Source organism: Duganella sp. HH101 (assembly GCF_001758795.1).
Classification (GTDB): Bacteria; Pseudomonadota; Gammaproteobacteria; order Burkholderiales; family Burkholderiaceae_D; genus Rugamonas; species Rugamonas rivuli.
On the sequence record NZ_LRON01000003.1, the window covers coordinates 173712 to 188429 of the forward strand.

Consider the following 14718-nt stretch of genomic DNA (forward strand, 5'->3'; position numbering starts at 1 on the left):
CTGCAAAGAGAGAGACCATGTTTACAAAAATACTGATCGCCAACCGTGGTGAAATCGCCTGCCGTGTGGCCGCTACCGCGCGCCGCATGGGCATCAAGACCGTCGCCGTGTACTCGGAGGCGGACGCCAATGCCAAGCACGTCGCGGTGTGCGATGAAGCGGTGCTGATCGGCCCCGCCGCAGCCAAGGAAAGCTATCTGCGCGGCGAGAAAATCATCGCCGTCGCCAAGGCCACCGGCGCGCAAGCCATCCACCCCGGCTACGGCTTCCTGTCCGAGAACGCCGAATTCGCCGACGCCTGCGCCGAAGCGGGCCTGGTGTTCATTGGCCCTCCTGCATCGGCGATGCGCGCGATGGGCTCCAAGTCCGCCGCCAAGCAGCTGATGGAAAAGGCCAACGTACCGCTGGTGCCCGGCTACCACGGCGAACAGCAGGACGCCGACTTCCTGCACGCGCAAGCCGACAAAATCGGCTACCCGGTACTGCTGAAGGCTTCGGCCGGCGGCGGCGGCAAGGGCATGCGCGTGATCGAGAACTCGGCGCAGTTCAAGGACGCGCTGGCATCGTGCAAGCGCGAGGCGATCAGTTCCTTCGGCGACGACAAGGTGCTGGCGGAGAAATACCTCCAGCGTCCGCGCCACATTGAAATCCAGGTGTTTGCCGATACCCTCGGCAACTGCATCTACCTGTTCGAGCGCGATTGCTCGGTGCAGCGCCGCCACCAGAAGGTGCTGGAAGAAGCGCCTGCGCCCAACATGCCGCCCGAACGCCGCGCAGCCATGGGCGAAGCGGCGGTCGCCGCCGCCAAGGCCGTCGGCTACGTGGGCGCCGGCACGGTGGAGTTCATCGCCAACCAGGACGGCTCGTTCTACTTCATGGAGATGAACACCCGCCTGCAAGTCGAACACCCCGTCACCGAAATGATCACCGGGACCGACCTGGTGGAATGGCAGCTGCGCGTGGCCGCAGGCGAGCCGCTGCCCAAGCAGCAGCACGAGCTGGCCATCAACGGCCACTCCATCGAAGCGCGCATCTACGCGGAGAATCCGGAGAAAGGCTTCCTGCCTTCGATCGGCACGCTGCGCCACATGGAGACGCCGGGCGCTGTCTCCTTCGAACTGGGTGGCGCCATCAACCTGCCGGCGGGCGTGCGCATCGATTCCGGCGTGCGCGCCGGCGACGCCATCTCGCCGTTCTACGATCCGATGATCGCGAAGCTGATCGTCTGGGGCGCGGACCGCAAGCAGGCCTTGGCCCGCATGGCGCAGGCGCTGTCGCAGTACCAGATCGTCGGCCTGGCGACCAACATCGCCTTCCTGAAACGCCTGGTCGAAGGCCAGGCCTTCTCCACGGCCGACCTGGACACGGGCCTGATCGAACGCAATCACGACGCGCTGTTCCCGGCCGCCCACGCGGCGCCGGATGCGGCGCTGGCGCTGGCCGCCGTGTCGCTGATCGAATCCGAGAAGGACCGCTCGGCCGCACAATCCGGCGCCAACGCCGCCGACCCGTGGGGCCAGGCGCTGGGCTGGCGCATGAACCATCCGTATCTGCGCGCGCTGTCCTTCGGCGACGAGTTCGCGGCGGAGCAGCCGTACAAGGTCAACATCAGCTACCGCGCAGCCGACTGGCTGTTCAGCGTCGGCGCCGCGCAGCCGCAGGTATTGAGCCTGATGTCGCAGGACGGTAATGACTTCAGCATCAAACTGGGCGAGCAGGCAGTGCATGGCGCCGTGCGCCGCGACGGCGACGTGCTGCATGTATTCACCAACGGCGCGCACTACCCGCTGGCCTACAACGATCCGATGGCCCACGCCGGCGAGACCGAAGCCGAAGGCGGACGCCTGACCGCGCCGATGCCGGGCAAGGTGGTGGCCGTGCTGGCCGCCAAAGGCCAGGAAGTGAAGAAGGGCGACGCGCTGGTCATCATGGAAGCGATGAAGATGGAGCACACCATCGCCGCGCCGCACGACGGTGTGATCGACGACATCCTGTACAGCGTGGGCGACCAGGTCGCCGACGGTGCGCCGCTGCTGGCATTCAAGACGGCGTAAGGAGGACATCATGCGTATTCTTCTACATCGGGCGGACGGCAAGACCGAGCCGTGGATAAAGGACTTTGCCAAGTACCTGCCGGAGGCCGAAGTCGAAATCTGGCATGCGGGAGAAAAAAACAAGGCTTGCGACTACGCCGTCGTGTGGTCGCCGCCGGAGGCCATGCTGCCGGAACTGGCGCAGGTAAAGGCGATCTTCGTCACCGGCGCCGGCGTCGATTCGCTGCTCAAGTTCAGCGACGCGCTGCCGTCGCACATCCCCATCATTCGCCTGGAGGATGCCGGCATGGCGCTGCAAATGGCGGAATACGTGACGCATTCGGTGCTGCGCTACTTCCGCCGCCTGGACGAGTACGAAGCGCAGGCGCGCGCAGGGCAATGGCTGCCGCTGCCGCAGCACCCGAAGGAAGACTTCGCGGTCGGTGTATTGGGCATGGGCGTGCTGGGCACGCGCGTGCTGGAGGCGCTGGCGCCGTTCGGCTTCCCGCTGCGTGGCTGGAGCCGCACCGAGAAGACCATGGCTGGCGTGCAGTGCTTCCACGGCGCCGACGGCCTGGATACCTTCCTGCGCGGTAGCCGCGTGCTGGTCTGCATGCTGCCGCTGACGCCGGATACCAACAACCTGGTCAACCGCACCAATATGAGCAAGCTGCCGCAAGGCTCGTACTTGATCAACGTGGCGCGCGGCGCGCATGTGGCGGAGCCGGACCTGCTGGCCTTGATCAAGTCCGGCCACATCGCCGCTGCCACGCTGGACGTGTTCCGCAACGAGCCCTTGCCGGCGCAGCATCCGTTCTGGCAGGAGCCGCGCATCACGATCACCCCGCACATCTCGGCGCTGACCCTGCGCCGCGAGAGCGTGCAGCAGATCGCCGAAAAAATCCGCAAGACCGCGCAGGGCGAAACCGTCGCCGGCGTGGTGGACCGCAACCGAGGATATTGATATGAACAGTTTGCCGAAACAGGTAAAGATCGTCGAAGTCGGCCCGCGCGACGGCCTGCAGAATGAAAAAGAAAGCGTACCGGCCGAAGTGAAGATCGAGCTGGTGAACCGCCTGACCAGCGCCGGTTTCCAGAACATCGAAGCGGCGTCCTTCGTGTCGCCGAAATGGGTGCCGCAGATGGCCACCAGCAAAGAGGTGATGGCCGCGATCGCGCGCAAGCCGGGCGTGATCTACTCCGCGCTGACGCCGAACATGCAGGGCTTCGAAGCGGCGCTGGCCGCGCAAGCCGATGAGGTGGTGATCTTCGGCTCGGCGTCGGAAGCGTTCTCGCAAAAGAACATCAACTGCTCGATCGCCGAGTCGATCGCGCGCTTCGAAGGCGTGGCGAAAGCGGCCAAGGACAACGGCCTGCGCCTGCGCGGCAGCATCAGCTGCTCGTTCGGCTGCCCGTACCAGGGCGAAGTGCCGCTGGAGGCGGTGGCCGACGTGGTGGGCCGCATGCGCGACCTGGGTTGCGACGAGATCGACATCGCCGACACCATCGGCGTGGCCACGCCGCGCAAGACGCAGGCGGTGATGGAGACGGCGATCCGCGCCTTCCGCCTGGACGGCTTGTCCGGCCACTTCCACGATACCTATGGACAGGCGCTGGCCAACATCTACGCCAGCCTGGAGCTGGGCATCGCGATTTACCACTCGTCGGTGTCAGGCCTGGGCGGCTGCCCATACGCCAAGGGCGCCACCGGCAACGTGGCCACCGAGGACGTGCTGTACATGATGCAGGGGCTGGGAATTGAAACCGGCGTCGACCTCGATATCGTGGTCGACGCCGGCCAGTTCATCTCGCAGTTCCTGGGCCGCAAAGGCGCCAGCCGCGCCGGCAACGCCATCGCCGCCAAGCGCGCGGGCTGACCTTATTCGCGGACCAGTTTGTCCGCGACGTACATGCGGTACTGCCTGATACGCCCGGTGACGGTGTCGGCCCCCTGGCGCGGCGTGTAGCGCACGCCCGCCACTTCCACCTGCTGTCCCAGATCGATGATCAGCTGATGCGGATGTCCGGCCGCCGCGCCCGAAAACGCGGTATGCCAGTGATCCGACGCCTGACCATTGATGGCGTTAAGCGCCGAACCATCCTCCTTCTTCAACTCCTCGCTGCTGGCGTAGGCGATCGTCCACGACTGCTGGTTGATCGTCTTGCCGTCCTTGCCCAGCAAAGAAATCTCCGCCACCGCCGCGTATTGCTTGCCATCGAAGGCGTTCAGCGACTCCAGGCAGAACTGGCGGCCCTTCACCGGCGCGGCGAACAGCACATCCTGGGTCGCGCCCCCGGGGGCGAATTCGCCCGCGTGCGCCGGTGCGACGCCATCCAGCGCCGGCTTGACCGTGCTGGCGGGACGCGCCAGATCCAGCTCGGGATTGAGCTGGTCGAGTATCGGCTCGGTCAGCCCGGCGATGCGGGCGCTGCGCGGGCCGGTCAGGTCCAGCACCACGATTTCGTTACGGCCCTTGTTGATCCACGGGCCGGGCAGGTACATGGTCTGCGTCGGCCCGATGCTCCAGTAGCGGCCAAGGCAGCGGCCGTTGATCCATACGATGCCCTGTCCCCAGCTGGACATGTCGAGGAAGGTGTCGGCCTGCTTGCCGGCCTCGAAGCCGCCGCGCCAGAAGGCCGGGCCCTTGGCGCGTCCGCGCTTGAAGGCCAGCGGCGGCAACGTGCCGTCGGCATCGAAGTCGATGGCGCGTATCTCCCAGTTTTCCAGCGCCTGCGCCGCGCCGCCCTTGGCCGTGAACGTCACCGGACCGTGCAGGCCCTTGCGGTCGTGCACCTCCACGCCGAAATTCACGCGGGCGATGGTGTACAACAGGATCTCCACCGTCACCGCCTTGCTGCGCGCCGGCAGCGCGACCGAAAAGCGCCGATGGCGCGTATCCATCGTGCCCACCTGCTTGCCGTCGATGTAGACCCAGGCCAGGTCGCGCACCTTGGCGGCCGCCAGCAAGCCCGCCGGCCCGGCCGGCAGCTGCACGCGGTAGGCCACCAGGCCGCGGCTGATGTCGTACTGTTCGATCGGCGCCGGTGTCCGCGCCTTGATCGTGCGTGGCGGCAGATTGGCCAGCACCGGCGCCGACTCGCTCAGCGCAAACGCGTCGATACGCATGACGGGATTGCGCGCCGGCGGTTCGGGCAGCACTTCGCCCGCCGCCAGGAATGGCCGCATGCCTTCGCGGTAGGCGTCGAACTTGGCGCCCACCCAGCCCGCCTCGCTGATCGGCGCGTCGTAGTCGTAGCTGGTGGTGTCCGGCCGGAAGGGACGGTCGCAGCCGCCCCACAGGCCGAAGGTGGTGCCGCCGTGGGCCATGTAAAGGCTGAACGAACCGTTCGCCTTGAGCATGGCCTGGATGTCGACAACCGCGCTCGTATTGTCGCCACGGCGGTGCGGATTGCCCCAGGTGTCGAACCAGCCCGAGTAGTATTCGCCGCACATCAACGGCGCCTGCTGGACAGCCGCCAGGGCCTTGAAGCCGCCGGCCGGATCGCTGCCGAAGTTCGCCACCGTCAGCATGCCGGGCAAGTGGGTCTTCGCCACCGCGTTGGTCGGGTTGCACTGGAATAGCGGCACGTCGAAACGCGCGTCGAGCAAGGCCTGGCGCATCGTCCGCATGTACTCCAGGTCTTCGCCGAAGAAGCCGTACTCGTTCTCCACCTGCACCATCAGGATAGGGCCGCCCTGCGTGACCTGCATCGGCGCGAGCACGCGGCCCACTTCGCGCAGGTAGCGCCGCGCCGGATCGACAAAGGCCGGATCGCGCGTGCGCAGGAAGGCGTCGCCAGGATGCTTGTTGAGCAGCCACCATGGCAGGCCGCCCATCTCCCACTCGGCGCAGGCGTACGGCCCGGGGCGCAGGATCACCCACAGCCCTTCCTGCTGCGCCAGGCGGCAGAACTCGACGGCGTCGCGCTGGCCGCTCCAGTCGAACTTCCCTTCGCGCCATTCGTGGTAGTTCCAGAACAGGTAGGCGCACACCGTGTTCAGGCCCATGGCCTTGATGGCCTTCAGGCGATGCGGCCAGTACTCGCGCGGAACGCGGGCGAAGTGCATCTCGCCGCAGCGTATCTGCAGCGGTTTGCCGTCCAACAGAAAATCGCTGGCGCCGACCGCGAAGCGCGGCGATACGCCGCCCTGGGCGACGGCGTGCAGCGGCAGCAGGGCGGCGGCGGCGCCTTGCAGCAGGCGGCGACGGGGCAGGTTTGTACGCATCATTTAGAACGCCACCCGCAGGCCGACGTTGGCGCGGCGGCCGACATCTTCGAGGGTAAGGAACTGCGTTTCATTGTTGGCATATTCGCGCATCCGGGCGTTGTTCAAGTTGATAAAGTCCGCGTACAGCGCCATCTTCGGCGTGATGTTGTAGCGCAGGCTGGCGTCGCTCTGGCCGTAGGCTGCGCGGGTGCGCGGCAAGGTGCTGCCGCCGCCGCAATCGACGGAGAAGTGGTTACGCCAGTTATAGCTCACCCGCGCCATGAACTTGTCGTTTTCATAGAACACCGAGCCGTTGTACGACTGCGGCGACAAACCAGGATAGCCGCAAGCTGGCGCTCCGGTGTCGGTGTCGCGGGTCGCACTGGCGTCCACGTAGGTGTAGTTGGCGGCGACGCCGAAGCCCTTCAACCAGGAGATGCCGTTGTCGAAGGCGTACTGGCCGGCCAGTTCCACGCCCTTGATCTTGCCTTGCTGGCCGTTGCGCACGCGGGTGTCGTGCACCACTTCAGTGTACTGCGGGATTTTCATATCCACCATCTTGGTCTCCAGGAAGTTGGAGACGTCCTTGCGGAAGACGGCGAGACTGACGTAGTTGGTCTTCGACAGATACCATTCATACGACAGGTCGTAGTTCTTCGACTGCATAGGCTTCAGGTAGGGATTGCCGCCGCCGGTCTGCACGTCGCCATAACGGCCGCCGTAGGAATTGCTCACGCCCATCTGGTTCAAGGTAGGGCGGGTCTCGGTCTTCGATGCGGCCAAACGCAGCAGCATGTCGGACGTCAGGTCGAACTTCAGGTTGGCCGATGGCAGGAAGCTGTTGTAGCTGTTGGTGACGGTGTTGACGGCGGTCGGACCCCAGTTCAGGATGTAGGTCGTATCGTTGGGGCTTTTCGTCGCCGACAGCAGCACGCGGCTGATGCCGGTCGACGCCGAGTTCACATGCACCACGCGCAGGCCCGCATTGGCCGACCAGCCCGCGCCTTCCCACTTGGAGTCCAGGAAGAAGCTCGATACTTTTTCCTTCACGCCCCACATGTCCGGCTTGGTGTAGTCGATCGCCATCGGACCGTTCGGGTACTTGGTCTTGTCCAGGTACAGGGCGGGGTCGTTGGACTGCGCCAGCAGGGAAGGCTGGTTCAGGTAGTTCATGTACTCATACGGATTGAAGCGGAGATAGGCGCTTGGAATCTGTGCGCCATTGCCCATGAAGTTATCCATCGGCGTCACGGTGAACAACGACGATGGCAGGGCAACGTGGTAGCCGCTGAAGGCATTCCAGGCGTCGTTATTCCACTGGGTCCGCTCGACGTTGCGCTGCGAGTAGGCCATGCCGCTATCGATGCCCTTGAAATAGCCCATCTCGTGATTCCAGGCCAGGCTGAAACGTCCTTCCTGCAGATCGTCGAGATTGCGGATGTCGCCATACGATACGGCGTGCGCGCGCACCGCGGTCGGATCGGCGATGCCGTCGCCGAACACCAGGCCGGGCGTGGCGCCGAAGGTCAGCGTGTCGCCATTTTTCGGCACCATGCCGGCCACGATCCACATATTCGGCGACTTGGAAGTGGTGCGGGAGCTGGAGATATCGCCTTCCAGTTTCAGCTCCGGCGCCACGGCCCATTTCGAGTTCAGGCCGAACGCCTGCGTGGTGGACAGGCGATCGCCGCCCTTGACGATCATGTCGTTCGAATTGGCTTCGCCCAGCAGCTTGCCGCTGCCGGCCAGCGCCGGGTTGTTGGCGTAAAAGATCGAACCCGGCCGCAGGAAGCTGGTGACTTGGTTGTTGGAGTCATACTTGACGCCGAGCTGTTGGGGATTGTTCCAATCGGAGAACGCGATCACGTCGTTCTTTTGATCGAGGCGCGAGTACAGGGCGTCCGCCGTCAGTTTCCACGTCGGCGACGGGTTGTATTGCACCGTCAGATTGCCGACCAGGCGCTTGCGGCTTTCGTTCTCCTGCTGGAAGCCATAGCTCTGCGGCATGTAGAGCTTTTTGGTGGTCACGTCGGCCATCGTCAACCCTTTGGAGTTGAGGTCGCCGTTGATCATGGACACGTCACGATAGTTCCAGGCGTCGTTGACGGCCTTGTTCTGCTTGGAAGCGCGGTCGGTGTAGGACAGCGATCCGGTCACGCCCAGGGTCCGGTCTTCATTGGCGAACGAGTACATGCCGCTGATGTTGGGCGTGTTCTTCTTGGAGTTGGTATCGTAGGAGTCCGAGACATTGACCACCGAGCTGTGGCCCAGTTTTCCCGACAGCGGCCGCGCGGTCTGGATATCCACCGTCGAGCCGATGCCGCCCTCCGGCAGGAAGGCTTGCGATGTTTTATAGACCAGCGCCTTCGAGATCAGGTCGGAGGACAGCAGGTCGAAGGAGAATTCGCGGCCGCCGGTGTCGCTGGTCATGGTGCGGCCGTTGACCAGCACATTGTTGAACTCCGGCCCCAGGCCGCGCACTGAGATGTAGCGCCCTTCGCCGTTGTTGCGCTGGATTTGCACGCCGGTGACGCGCTGCAGCGATTCGGCGATATTCGTGTCCGGGAACTTGCCGGCGTCTTCGGCCGACACCGCGTCCACCACGCCGTCCTGTATGCGCTTGGTGGTCAGCGACGAGGACAGCGAGGCGCGGATGCCGCTGACGATGACGGTCGCCCCGGTATCGACGGGCTTGGCCTCGCTGGACGTTTGCGCATAGGCGCCGCTCATCATCAGCATTTCGGCAATCACGGCGGCCATGGCCGTTCTACGCAAAGCAGGTTGATTCGTTTTCATTGTGTCTCCGTATTTTTGATTTTGGACGGACGTACGCCTGCCTTCCCGTGACGGCGCTAAGCTCTTATGTTGCGGGAACAGGCGATCGCCGCTGGGGCGAACTAACAGGAGCTGCTGCGCTCCAGGCCGGACATGGCCGATTGCTGTGGGGACGTGGCCAGTTGCGAAGTCATGGCGCACACGCTGGCCGTGGGCCAGTTGAACGTAGTCTGTTGCATGGTATCTCCATAGTTGCTTTTATTACGCGTTTTACACCGCGCTAACAACCATGGTACGCAAGATGTGGATGAGCAACCAATTGCGTATTCAACTGGAACTATGATCAATTCGTATAGCTCGTTGCCTGGCCGGGCGGCTGGATGAACTCGAATTCGAGCAGCGCGTCGTCCGGCCACTCCTGGTCGTGGACCGGCGCCAGGTAGACTTTGCCGCCATCTTCCAGCAGGCTGGACGGCAACTGGGTGCGGCGGCCGTTCAGGCTGAGGTACATCGCCGCGATGGGACGCGGAGCGATGTTGTCGACCTTGATCCGCGCCGTCACGCAGGGCTGGCCCGCCGCGTTGAGCATCTTGCGGAACAGATAGGGCAGCTCGTATTGCTCGACCGCCCAGCGCACCGCGCACTCCAGCCGCAGGTCGCCCAGGCGGCGGGCATTCGGCGGCACGCCGGGCGTGTGCACGTCGGGACGCCAGCGGAAGGTGCCCGGTTTGCGGTTGAGCATCAACTCGGCATCCTCCTTGAGGGCCGCCTCGCTGCGCGGCACGGCGAAGGTGCCGTCTTCCGCAACCGCGAGCGGAATGCTGATGTCGTCGCCGGCCACGCGCAGCTTGATGTCCTTGAGCGAAGCACCGGCCGCCTTGGGCAGCAGCACGAAGCGCAGCGACGCGGTGGGCGCCATGCCGTGCTGCTGGTCGAAGACGTCCAGTCCCGCATTGAAGGCGCGGTAGGTTTTCCAGTCCGGATCCTTGCTGGTGCTGACGACCACCGCCGCCGGAGCATCCCCGGCGCAGGCGGGATTCATCAGCAGCCCTTGCAACAGCAGCCAGCCGGCCAGCGGCACGCCGCGCATCGTCATGCGCGGCGGAAGGCGTTGCGCAGGCAGTACAGGGCGGCGGCGGTAATCAGCAGCAGCGGGATCAGCGAACCTTCCACGCCGAAGACGCCGCCGGTCAGCAGCGTATTGCCCACCAGCTCGCCGCGCAGCAGGCCGTCCGTGGCCGCATGGCCGGAGACGGTCGCCGAGAACACGGTGCTGACGCAGTAGTTCCAGGCCACGTGCGAGCCGATGCAGACCCACAGGCGGCGCGTCTTCATGTAGAGCGCGGCCTGCAGCACGCCGTATGCGGTGATCACGCCGACAGCGAGGAAGGACACGCCTTCATTCGGCAAGTGGCCCAGGCCGAACACCAGCGACGAGATCACGAGGGCGGCCTTGCTGCCCAGCGAACGTTCGGTGACGCCGAAGATCACGCCGCGGAACATCGCCTCCTCGGCCAGGCCGACCAGCGCCAGCTCGGCCAGCGGCACCAGCATCATGACGCTGAAGGGATTGACGCCGCCGAAGCGGTAGACGCCCAGCGCGCCCAGCAGCGCAAAGGTCAGCGCCACCAGTGCGCCGCCGAGCAGCAGGCCGGCGCCCAGTTCGCGCGCCATGCCGGCCGTCGCCAGCTCGGTCGGCTGCCGCTTTTCGACGCGGCGCAGGTAGTAGCGGTAGCCGAACCACACCAGCACCGCAGCCAGCAGCTGCGGCCAGACGATGCGGTAGGGCTTGGCCACCAGTTGCGAGGCGACGATCATCGTCAGCGGCACGGCGGCAAAGGTCAGCACCAGGCCGAGCACGATGCGGATCAGCGGATGGGCCATCAGGCGCGATGCCAGGGAGGGTTTGTCGTTTGCCATGCTCAAGGTGTTTTCCATCGTCTCTCTCCTCAAAGGGTTGGTGTTGTTTTGTTGTTTGCTGCGCGGATGCGGTCGCCGAAGGAGCGCTGCTCCAGCACGGCGATGGCTTGCGCCAGGCACTGGGACAAGGGGAAGTCCAGGTCCGCATCCAGGCTGTCGGCCGCGCGCTTGGTGGCTTGCCAGCATTCCTGCAGGCGGGGCAGCAGCAGCTCGCCGTGGCTGCTCAGGCGCACCACGCGCTGGCGGCCGTCCGCGCCGCTGGCCTCGACCAGCAGCAGGCCTTCCTTTTTCATCAGCGCCACCGTCTGCGTCACCGCCGGCTGCGTGATGCCGGCCAGCTCGGCCAGCTGGCCGATGGTGGCGCTGTGCTGCTGCGCCAGCGCGCGCATCACCGGCGTGTAGCGGGGCCGGTAATCCAGCCCTGCATCCGTATAGGCCTGTTGAACCGCGCCGTCCAGCAGTTCGATCAGGTGTCGTAGTTGGGTTCCGAGTCCTTGTTTCATGCAGCGATGGTAGCACTATTTATATAAGCGCTTATATATATTTTCAAAAAAATGCGTTCAGGATAAAAAAAAGACCCAAGAGCCTGAGCTCTTGAGTCTTTTTTCTTGAATCTGGTCGGAGTACAAGGATTCGAACCTTGGACCCCCTGGTCCCAAACCAGGTGCGCTACCGGGCTGCGCCACACTCCGAAGAAGCAAGATAATACAAGCTGCTCCAGTATCCGTCAAGTGTCACCATGAAATCAGTATGTACCATGGCGCTTTTTTTTCAATGTGAGATTATGGCGGTGTGCAGACCTTATCTAAACAACCATGAGCGCGATCCTCACCCAAGTCCCGCCTGCGCCGATGCGCCGGCCGGGGATAGCCGCGGGCATTGCCGTCTCGCTGGTGCTGCATGCGGCCTTGATTTTCGGCTGGCGGCTGGCAGCGCCCAGCGCGCCGGACGAGCCGCGCCCGGCCAAGGCCATGACGGTCTGGCTGCAGCCGCCAGCGCCGCCCAAGCCCATCGTCGCCAAAGTGGAACCGCCGCCGCCAAAACCGGAGCCTGTCCAGCCGCGCAAGAAAGAACGCCCCCAGGCGGCCGAACGCGCCAGCCCGCCGAGAGCCGTCATCGCGGCAGCGGCCGAGCCTACCCCGGCGCCCGCCGCCGCCCAGGCGATCACGCTGCCGCCGGCCAGCACTGCGCCCGATCCGCTGCACCCGGAGCTGCAACCGAAGCAATTCGATATGAACGCGGCGCTGAAAACGGCCCGCAAGGAAGCCAACGCCAAGGACCCGGCCCGCGCCGGCCTGCCGGTGGCGCAGCTGGAAGACCATCCGCTCTATCCGGAGCAGCGGGATAGCAAGCTGGCGCGCGACATCAAGGGCGCCGCCCGGCCAAGCTGCCTGAAGGAGGGCGGCAACCTGCTGACTCCGCTGTTCTGGCTGCTGGACAAGAAGGACAGCGGCTGCAAATTCTGATTATTCCTCGCCCTTGAGCTGCAGGGCGCGGTCGTAGAGCGCATTCTTCTTGCGGCCGGTGATCTGCGCCGCCAGGTTGGCGGCCTGCTTGACCGAGCACTCGGTCAGCAGAATCTTGAGGATGCGCTCCGCCTCCACGTCCTGCTCGTCCTCGGCGGCCGGTGCGCCGGCCAGCAGCACCACGAACTCACCCTTCTCGCGATGCGCATCGGCGCGTATCCACGCTTCCGCCTCGGACAGCGGGCAGCGGTGGATTTCCTCGAACATCTTGGTCAGCTCGCGCGCGAACACCACCTGGCGCTCAGGCTCGAACACCGCCGCCAGCGCCGTGGCGCAATCGAGGATGCGGTGCGGCGCTTCGTAGAACACCATGGTGGCCGTCACCGCGCGCAGCGTGCCGAGGAAGTTCTCGCGCTGCTTGGCCTTGGCCGGCAGGAAGCCGACGAAGTAAAACTGATCGTTCACCAGCCCGCTGGCCGACAAGGCCGTCACCGCCGCCGACGCGCCCGGCAGCGGCAGCACGCGCAGACCGGCCGCGCGCACCGCGTCGACGATGCGCGCGCCCGGATCGGACACGGCCGGCGTGCCCGCGTCCGACACCAGCGCGATGCGCTCGCCGGCCTGCAGGCGGGCGATCAGCGTGTCCGCCACTTCGCGCTCGTTGTGCTGGTGGGCGGCGATCAGCGGCTTGTGCAGGCCGAAACGGGTCATCAGCTGGGCGGTGTTGCGGGTGTCCTCGCAGGCCACGGCATTGACCAGGCTCAAGACGTGCAGCGCCCGCAGGCTAATATCCGTCACATTGCCGATCGGGGTCGCCACGACGTACAAGGTTGCGCTAGGATAGGTCTGGTGCGTCATTTCGCCCATCACGGGCAGGGTGGCGATGGAGCTGGATTCTTGTGCGGTCATTGGGGGTAGGATGAATAGTGTGAGGTTGTCGCTGCTGTGTGCGGTCGCGGCACTGGTCAGTGCGTGCAGCACGCCTTTCTGCAACGCGCCCGGAGGATTGTGCGCGCCCGGCTCATCAAATACAAGTGCGGCGCCGCCGCTGCCACCGCCGGCCCGGCCCGCGCCGCTGCCCAAACCGCCTCCTGAACCGACGCCGCCGCCGGCGGAAACCTTCGCCGTCACGCTGCCGGGCATGGCCGCCGCCGCGCCTGCCGCCGCTGCGCAGACCCCGCCCCGCGCAGTCGACGAGGCCGCGCAACCGTCCAACGCGCCCATCCGCATGGCGCTGCTGCTGCCGCTGCGCTCCGAGTCCCTGGGCCAGGCCGCGTCATCGGTGCGGGCCGGCTTTCTGGCGGCCTGGGAGCGCGACCGCGACAACATCACCGTCACCGTGATCGAAACCGGCGACGTGCCGCAGGACGTGCTGGCCAGCTACGCCCGCGCCCAGCAAGAGGACGACCTGATCATCGGCCCGCTGGCGCGTTCCGCCGTGGCGGCCATCGCCGCAAGTCCGCTGACGCAAAAGCCGACCATCACGCTCAACTATCCCGAAGGCCACGGCCAGCCCGGCGCCGCGCCGCTGCCGCCGTCCATGCTGGCGATGGGCCTGTCCATCGAGGAAGAAGCGCGCCAGGCCGCCCAGTGGGCAGCCGCCGACCATCCGGGCAGCACGGCCATGGTGCTGAGCACCAGCACGCCATGGCAGCGCCGCGTGGCGGCCGCCTTCGCCGCCCAGTGGCAGCGCCAAGGCCTGCCGGTCAAGCAGGTCGAGCTGAGCGCGCCCGACGGCTACCTCAGCGATCCGGAACTGGTGCAACTGCGCGCCCGCCTGCGCGACGACCTGCCGGGCCTGCTGTTCTCCGCCATGGGCGCGGACCAGACCCGCCAGCTGCGCGCCGCCTTGGGCGACAATGTCAACAGCGAGCCGGCCAACCCCATCTTCAGCACCGCCGACGCGCTGCCGCCGCCACCGGCGCCGGCGCCGGCCGGGCCGCTGCGCGCGCTGCCGGTGTACGGCACTTCGGCGCTGAACGCGGGCAGCGGCAACAACAGTCCGACCCAGGAGCTCGACGGCGTGCGCCTGCTGGACCTGCCGTGGCAAATCCAGCGCGACCACCCGGCGGTGATGGTCTACCCGCATCCGCCGCAGCCGGGCAGCGCCGACCTCGAGCGCCTGTACGCGCTGGGCATCGACGCCTACCGCGTGGCGCGCGAGATCGCCCGCCATCCGGTCGGCCGCTTCCACCTGGACGGCGTCACCGGCCGGCTGACCATCGATTTCGGCCAGGGCGCGTCCAGTTTCGAGCGCGTCGAACAGTCGGCGGTGGTGAAGAACGGCGTGCCGAAGCCGGTCACGCCGCCGTGA

At 65.8% G+C, this 14718-nt stretch carries 11 protein-coding genes and 1 tRNA gene; 5 read left to right on the top strand and 7 right to left on the bottom strand.

Features of this window, described 5'->3' with window-relative positions:
* The first annotated feature begins 17 nt into the window (after window positions 1-17).
* From DUGA2_RS05940 to DUGA2_RS05950, 3 genes are read left to right on the top strand one after another with little or no spacing between them, the layout of a single operon-like run.
* Window positions 18-2054 (top strand): acetyl/propionyl/methylcrotonyl-CoA carboxylase subunit alpha, encoded by a 2037-nt coding sequence (locus DUGA2_RS05940; protein ID WP_070267904.1) that lies wholly within the window; start codon window positions 18-20, stop codon window positions 2052-2054.
* A gap of 10 nt (window positions 2055-2064) precedes the next feature.
* A complete protein-coding gene (locus tag DUGA2_RS05945; protein ID WP_070267905.1) occupies window positions 2065-2997 on the top strand; it encodes a glyoxylate/hydroxypyruvate reductase A in 933 nt (310 codons plus the stop codon).
* A gap of 1 nt (window position 2998) precedes the next feature.
* Window positions 2999-3910 (top strand): hydroxymethylglutaryl-CoA lyase, encoded by a 912-nt coding sequence (locus DUGA2_RS05950; protein WP_070267906.1) that lies wholly within the window; start codon window positions 2999-3001, stop codon window positions 3908-3910.
* Between the two features lie 2 nt (window positions 3911-3912).
* On the opposite strand, the gene DUGA2_RS05955 is transcribed toward DUGA2_RS05950, so the two are convergent.
* The 6 genes from DUGA2_RS05955 to DUGA2_RS05980 all read right to left on the bottom strand — a co-directional run bounded on the left by DUGA2_RS05955 (window position 3913) and on the right by DUGA2_RS05980 (window position 11630).
* Window positions 3913-6264, bottom strand: a complete 2352-nt coding sequence (locus tag DUGA2_RS05955; RefSeq protein WP_070267907.1) for a beta-galactosidase — start codon at window positions 6262-6264, stop codon at window positions 3913-3915.
* On the bottom strand, window positions 6265-9039 hold the full coding sequence (locus DUGA2_RS05960; RefSeq protein ID WP_070267908.1) for a TonB-dependent receptor: 2775 nt from the start codon (window positions 9037-9039) through the stop codon (window positions 6265-6267).
* A 322-nt stretch (window positions 9040-9361) separates the two neighbouring features.
* Entirely contained in the window at window positions 9362-10114 is a 753-nt protein-coding gene (locus DUGA2_RS05965; RefSeq protein ID WP_141753199.1) for a hypothetical protein, read from the bottom strand.
* The gene (locus DUGA2_RS05970) at window positions 10111-10956 is read right to left on the bottom strand and encodes a CPBP family intramembrane glutamic endopeptidase (protein ID WP_070267912.1); all 846 of its coding nucleotides are present in this window, start codon (window positions 10954-10956) and stop codon (window positions 10111-10113) included. The genes DUGA2_RS05965 and DUGA2_RS05970 overlap by 4 nt, the downstream gene beginning before the upstream one ends.
* Before the next feature lie 11 nt (window positions 10957-10967).
* The gene (locus DUGA2_RS05975; RefSeq protein WP_070267913.1) at window positions 10968-11441 is read right to left on the bottom strand and encodes a MarR family winged helix-turn-helix transcriptional regulator; all 474 of its coding nucleotides are present in this window, start codon (window positions 11439-11441) and stop codon (window positions 10968-10970) included.
* Window positions 11442-11553: 112 nt separating this feature from the next.
* A tRNA-Pro gene (locus tag DUGA2_RS05980) sits at window positions 11554-11630 on the bottom strand.
* Window positions 11631-11753: 123 nt separating this feature from the next.
* Here DUGA2_RS05980 and DUGA2_RS05985 point away from each other — a divergent pair.
* Window positions 11754-12404: a hypothetical protein gene (locus tag DUGA2_RS05985; protein ID WP_070267915.1), complete on the top strand. Its 651-nt coding sequence runs from the start codon at window positions 11754-11756 to the stop codon at window positions 12402-12404.
* Here DUGA2_RS05985 and rsmI read toward each other — a convergent pair whose 3' ends face one another.
* The gene (rsmI, locus tag DUGA2_RS05990) at window positions 12405-13313 is read right to left on the bottom strand and encodes a 16S rRNA (cytidine(1402)-2'-O)-methyltransferase (protein WP_070267916.1); all 909 of its coding nucleotides are present in this window, start codon (window positions 13311-13313) and stop codon (window positions 12405-12407) included.
* 10 nt (window positions 13314-13323) lie between these two features.
* Here rsmI and DUGA2_RS05995 point away from each other — a divergent pair, with 10 nt between their 5' ends.
* Window positions 13324-14718: a penicillin-binding protein activator gene (locus DUGA2_RS05995; protein ID WP_071658859.1), complete on the top strand. Its 1395-nt coding sequence runs from the start codon at window positions 13324-13326 to the stop codon at window positions 14716-14718.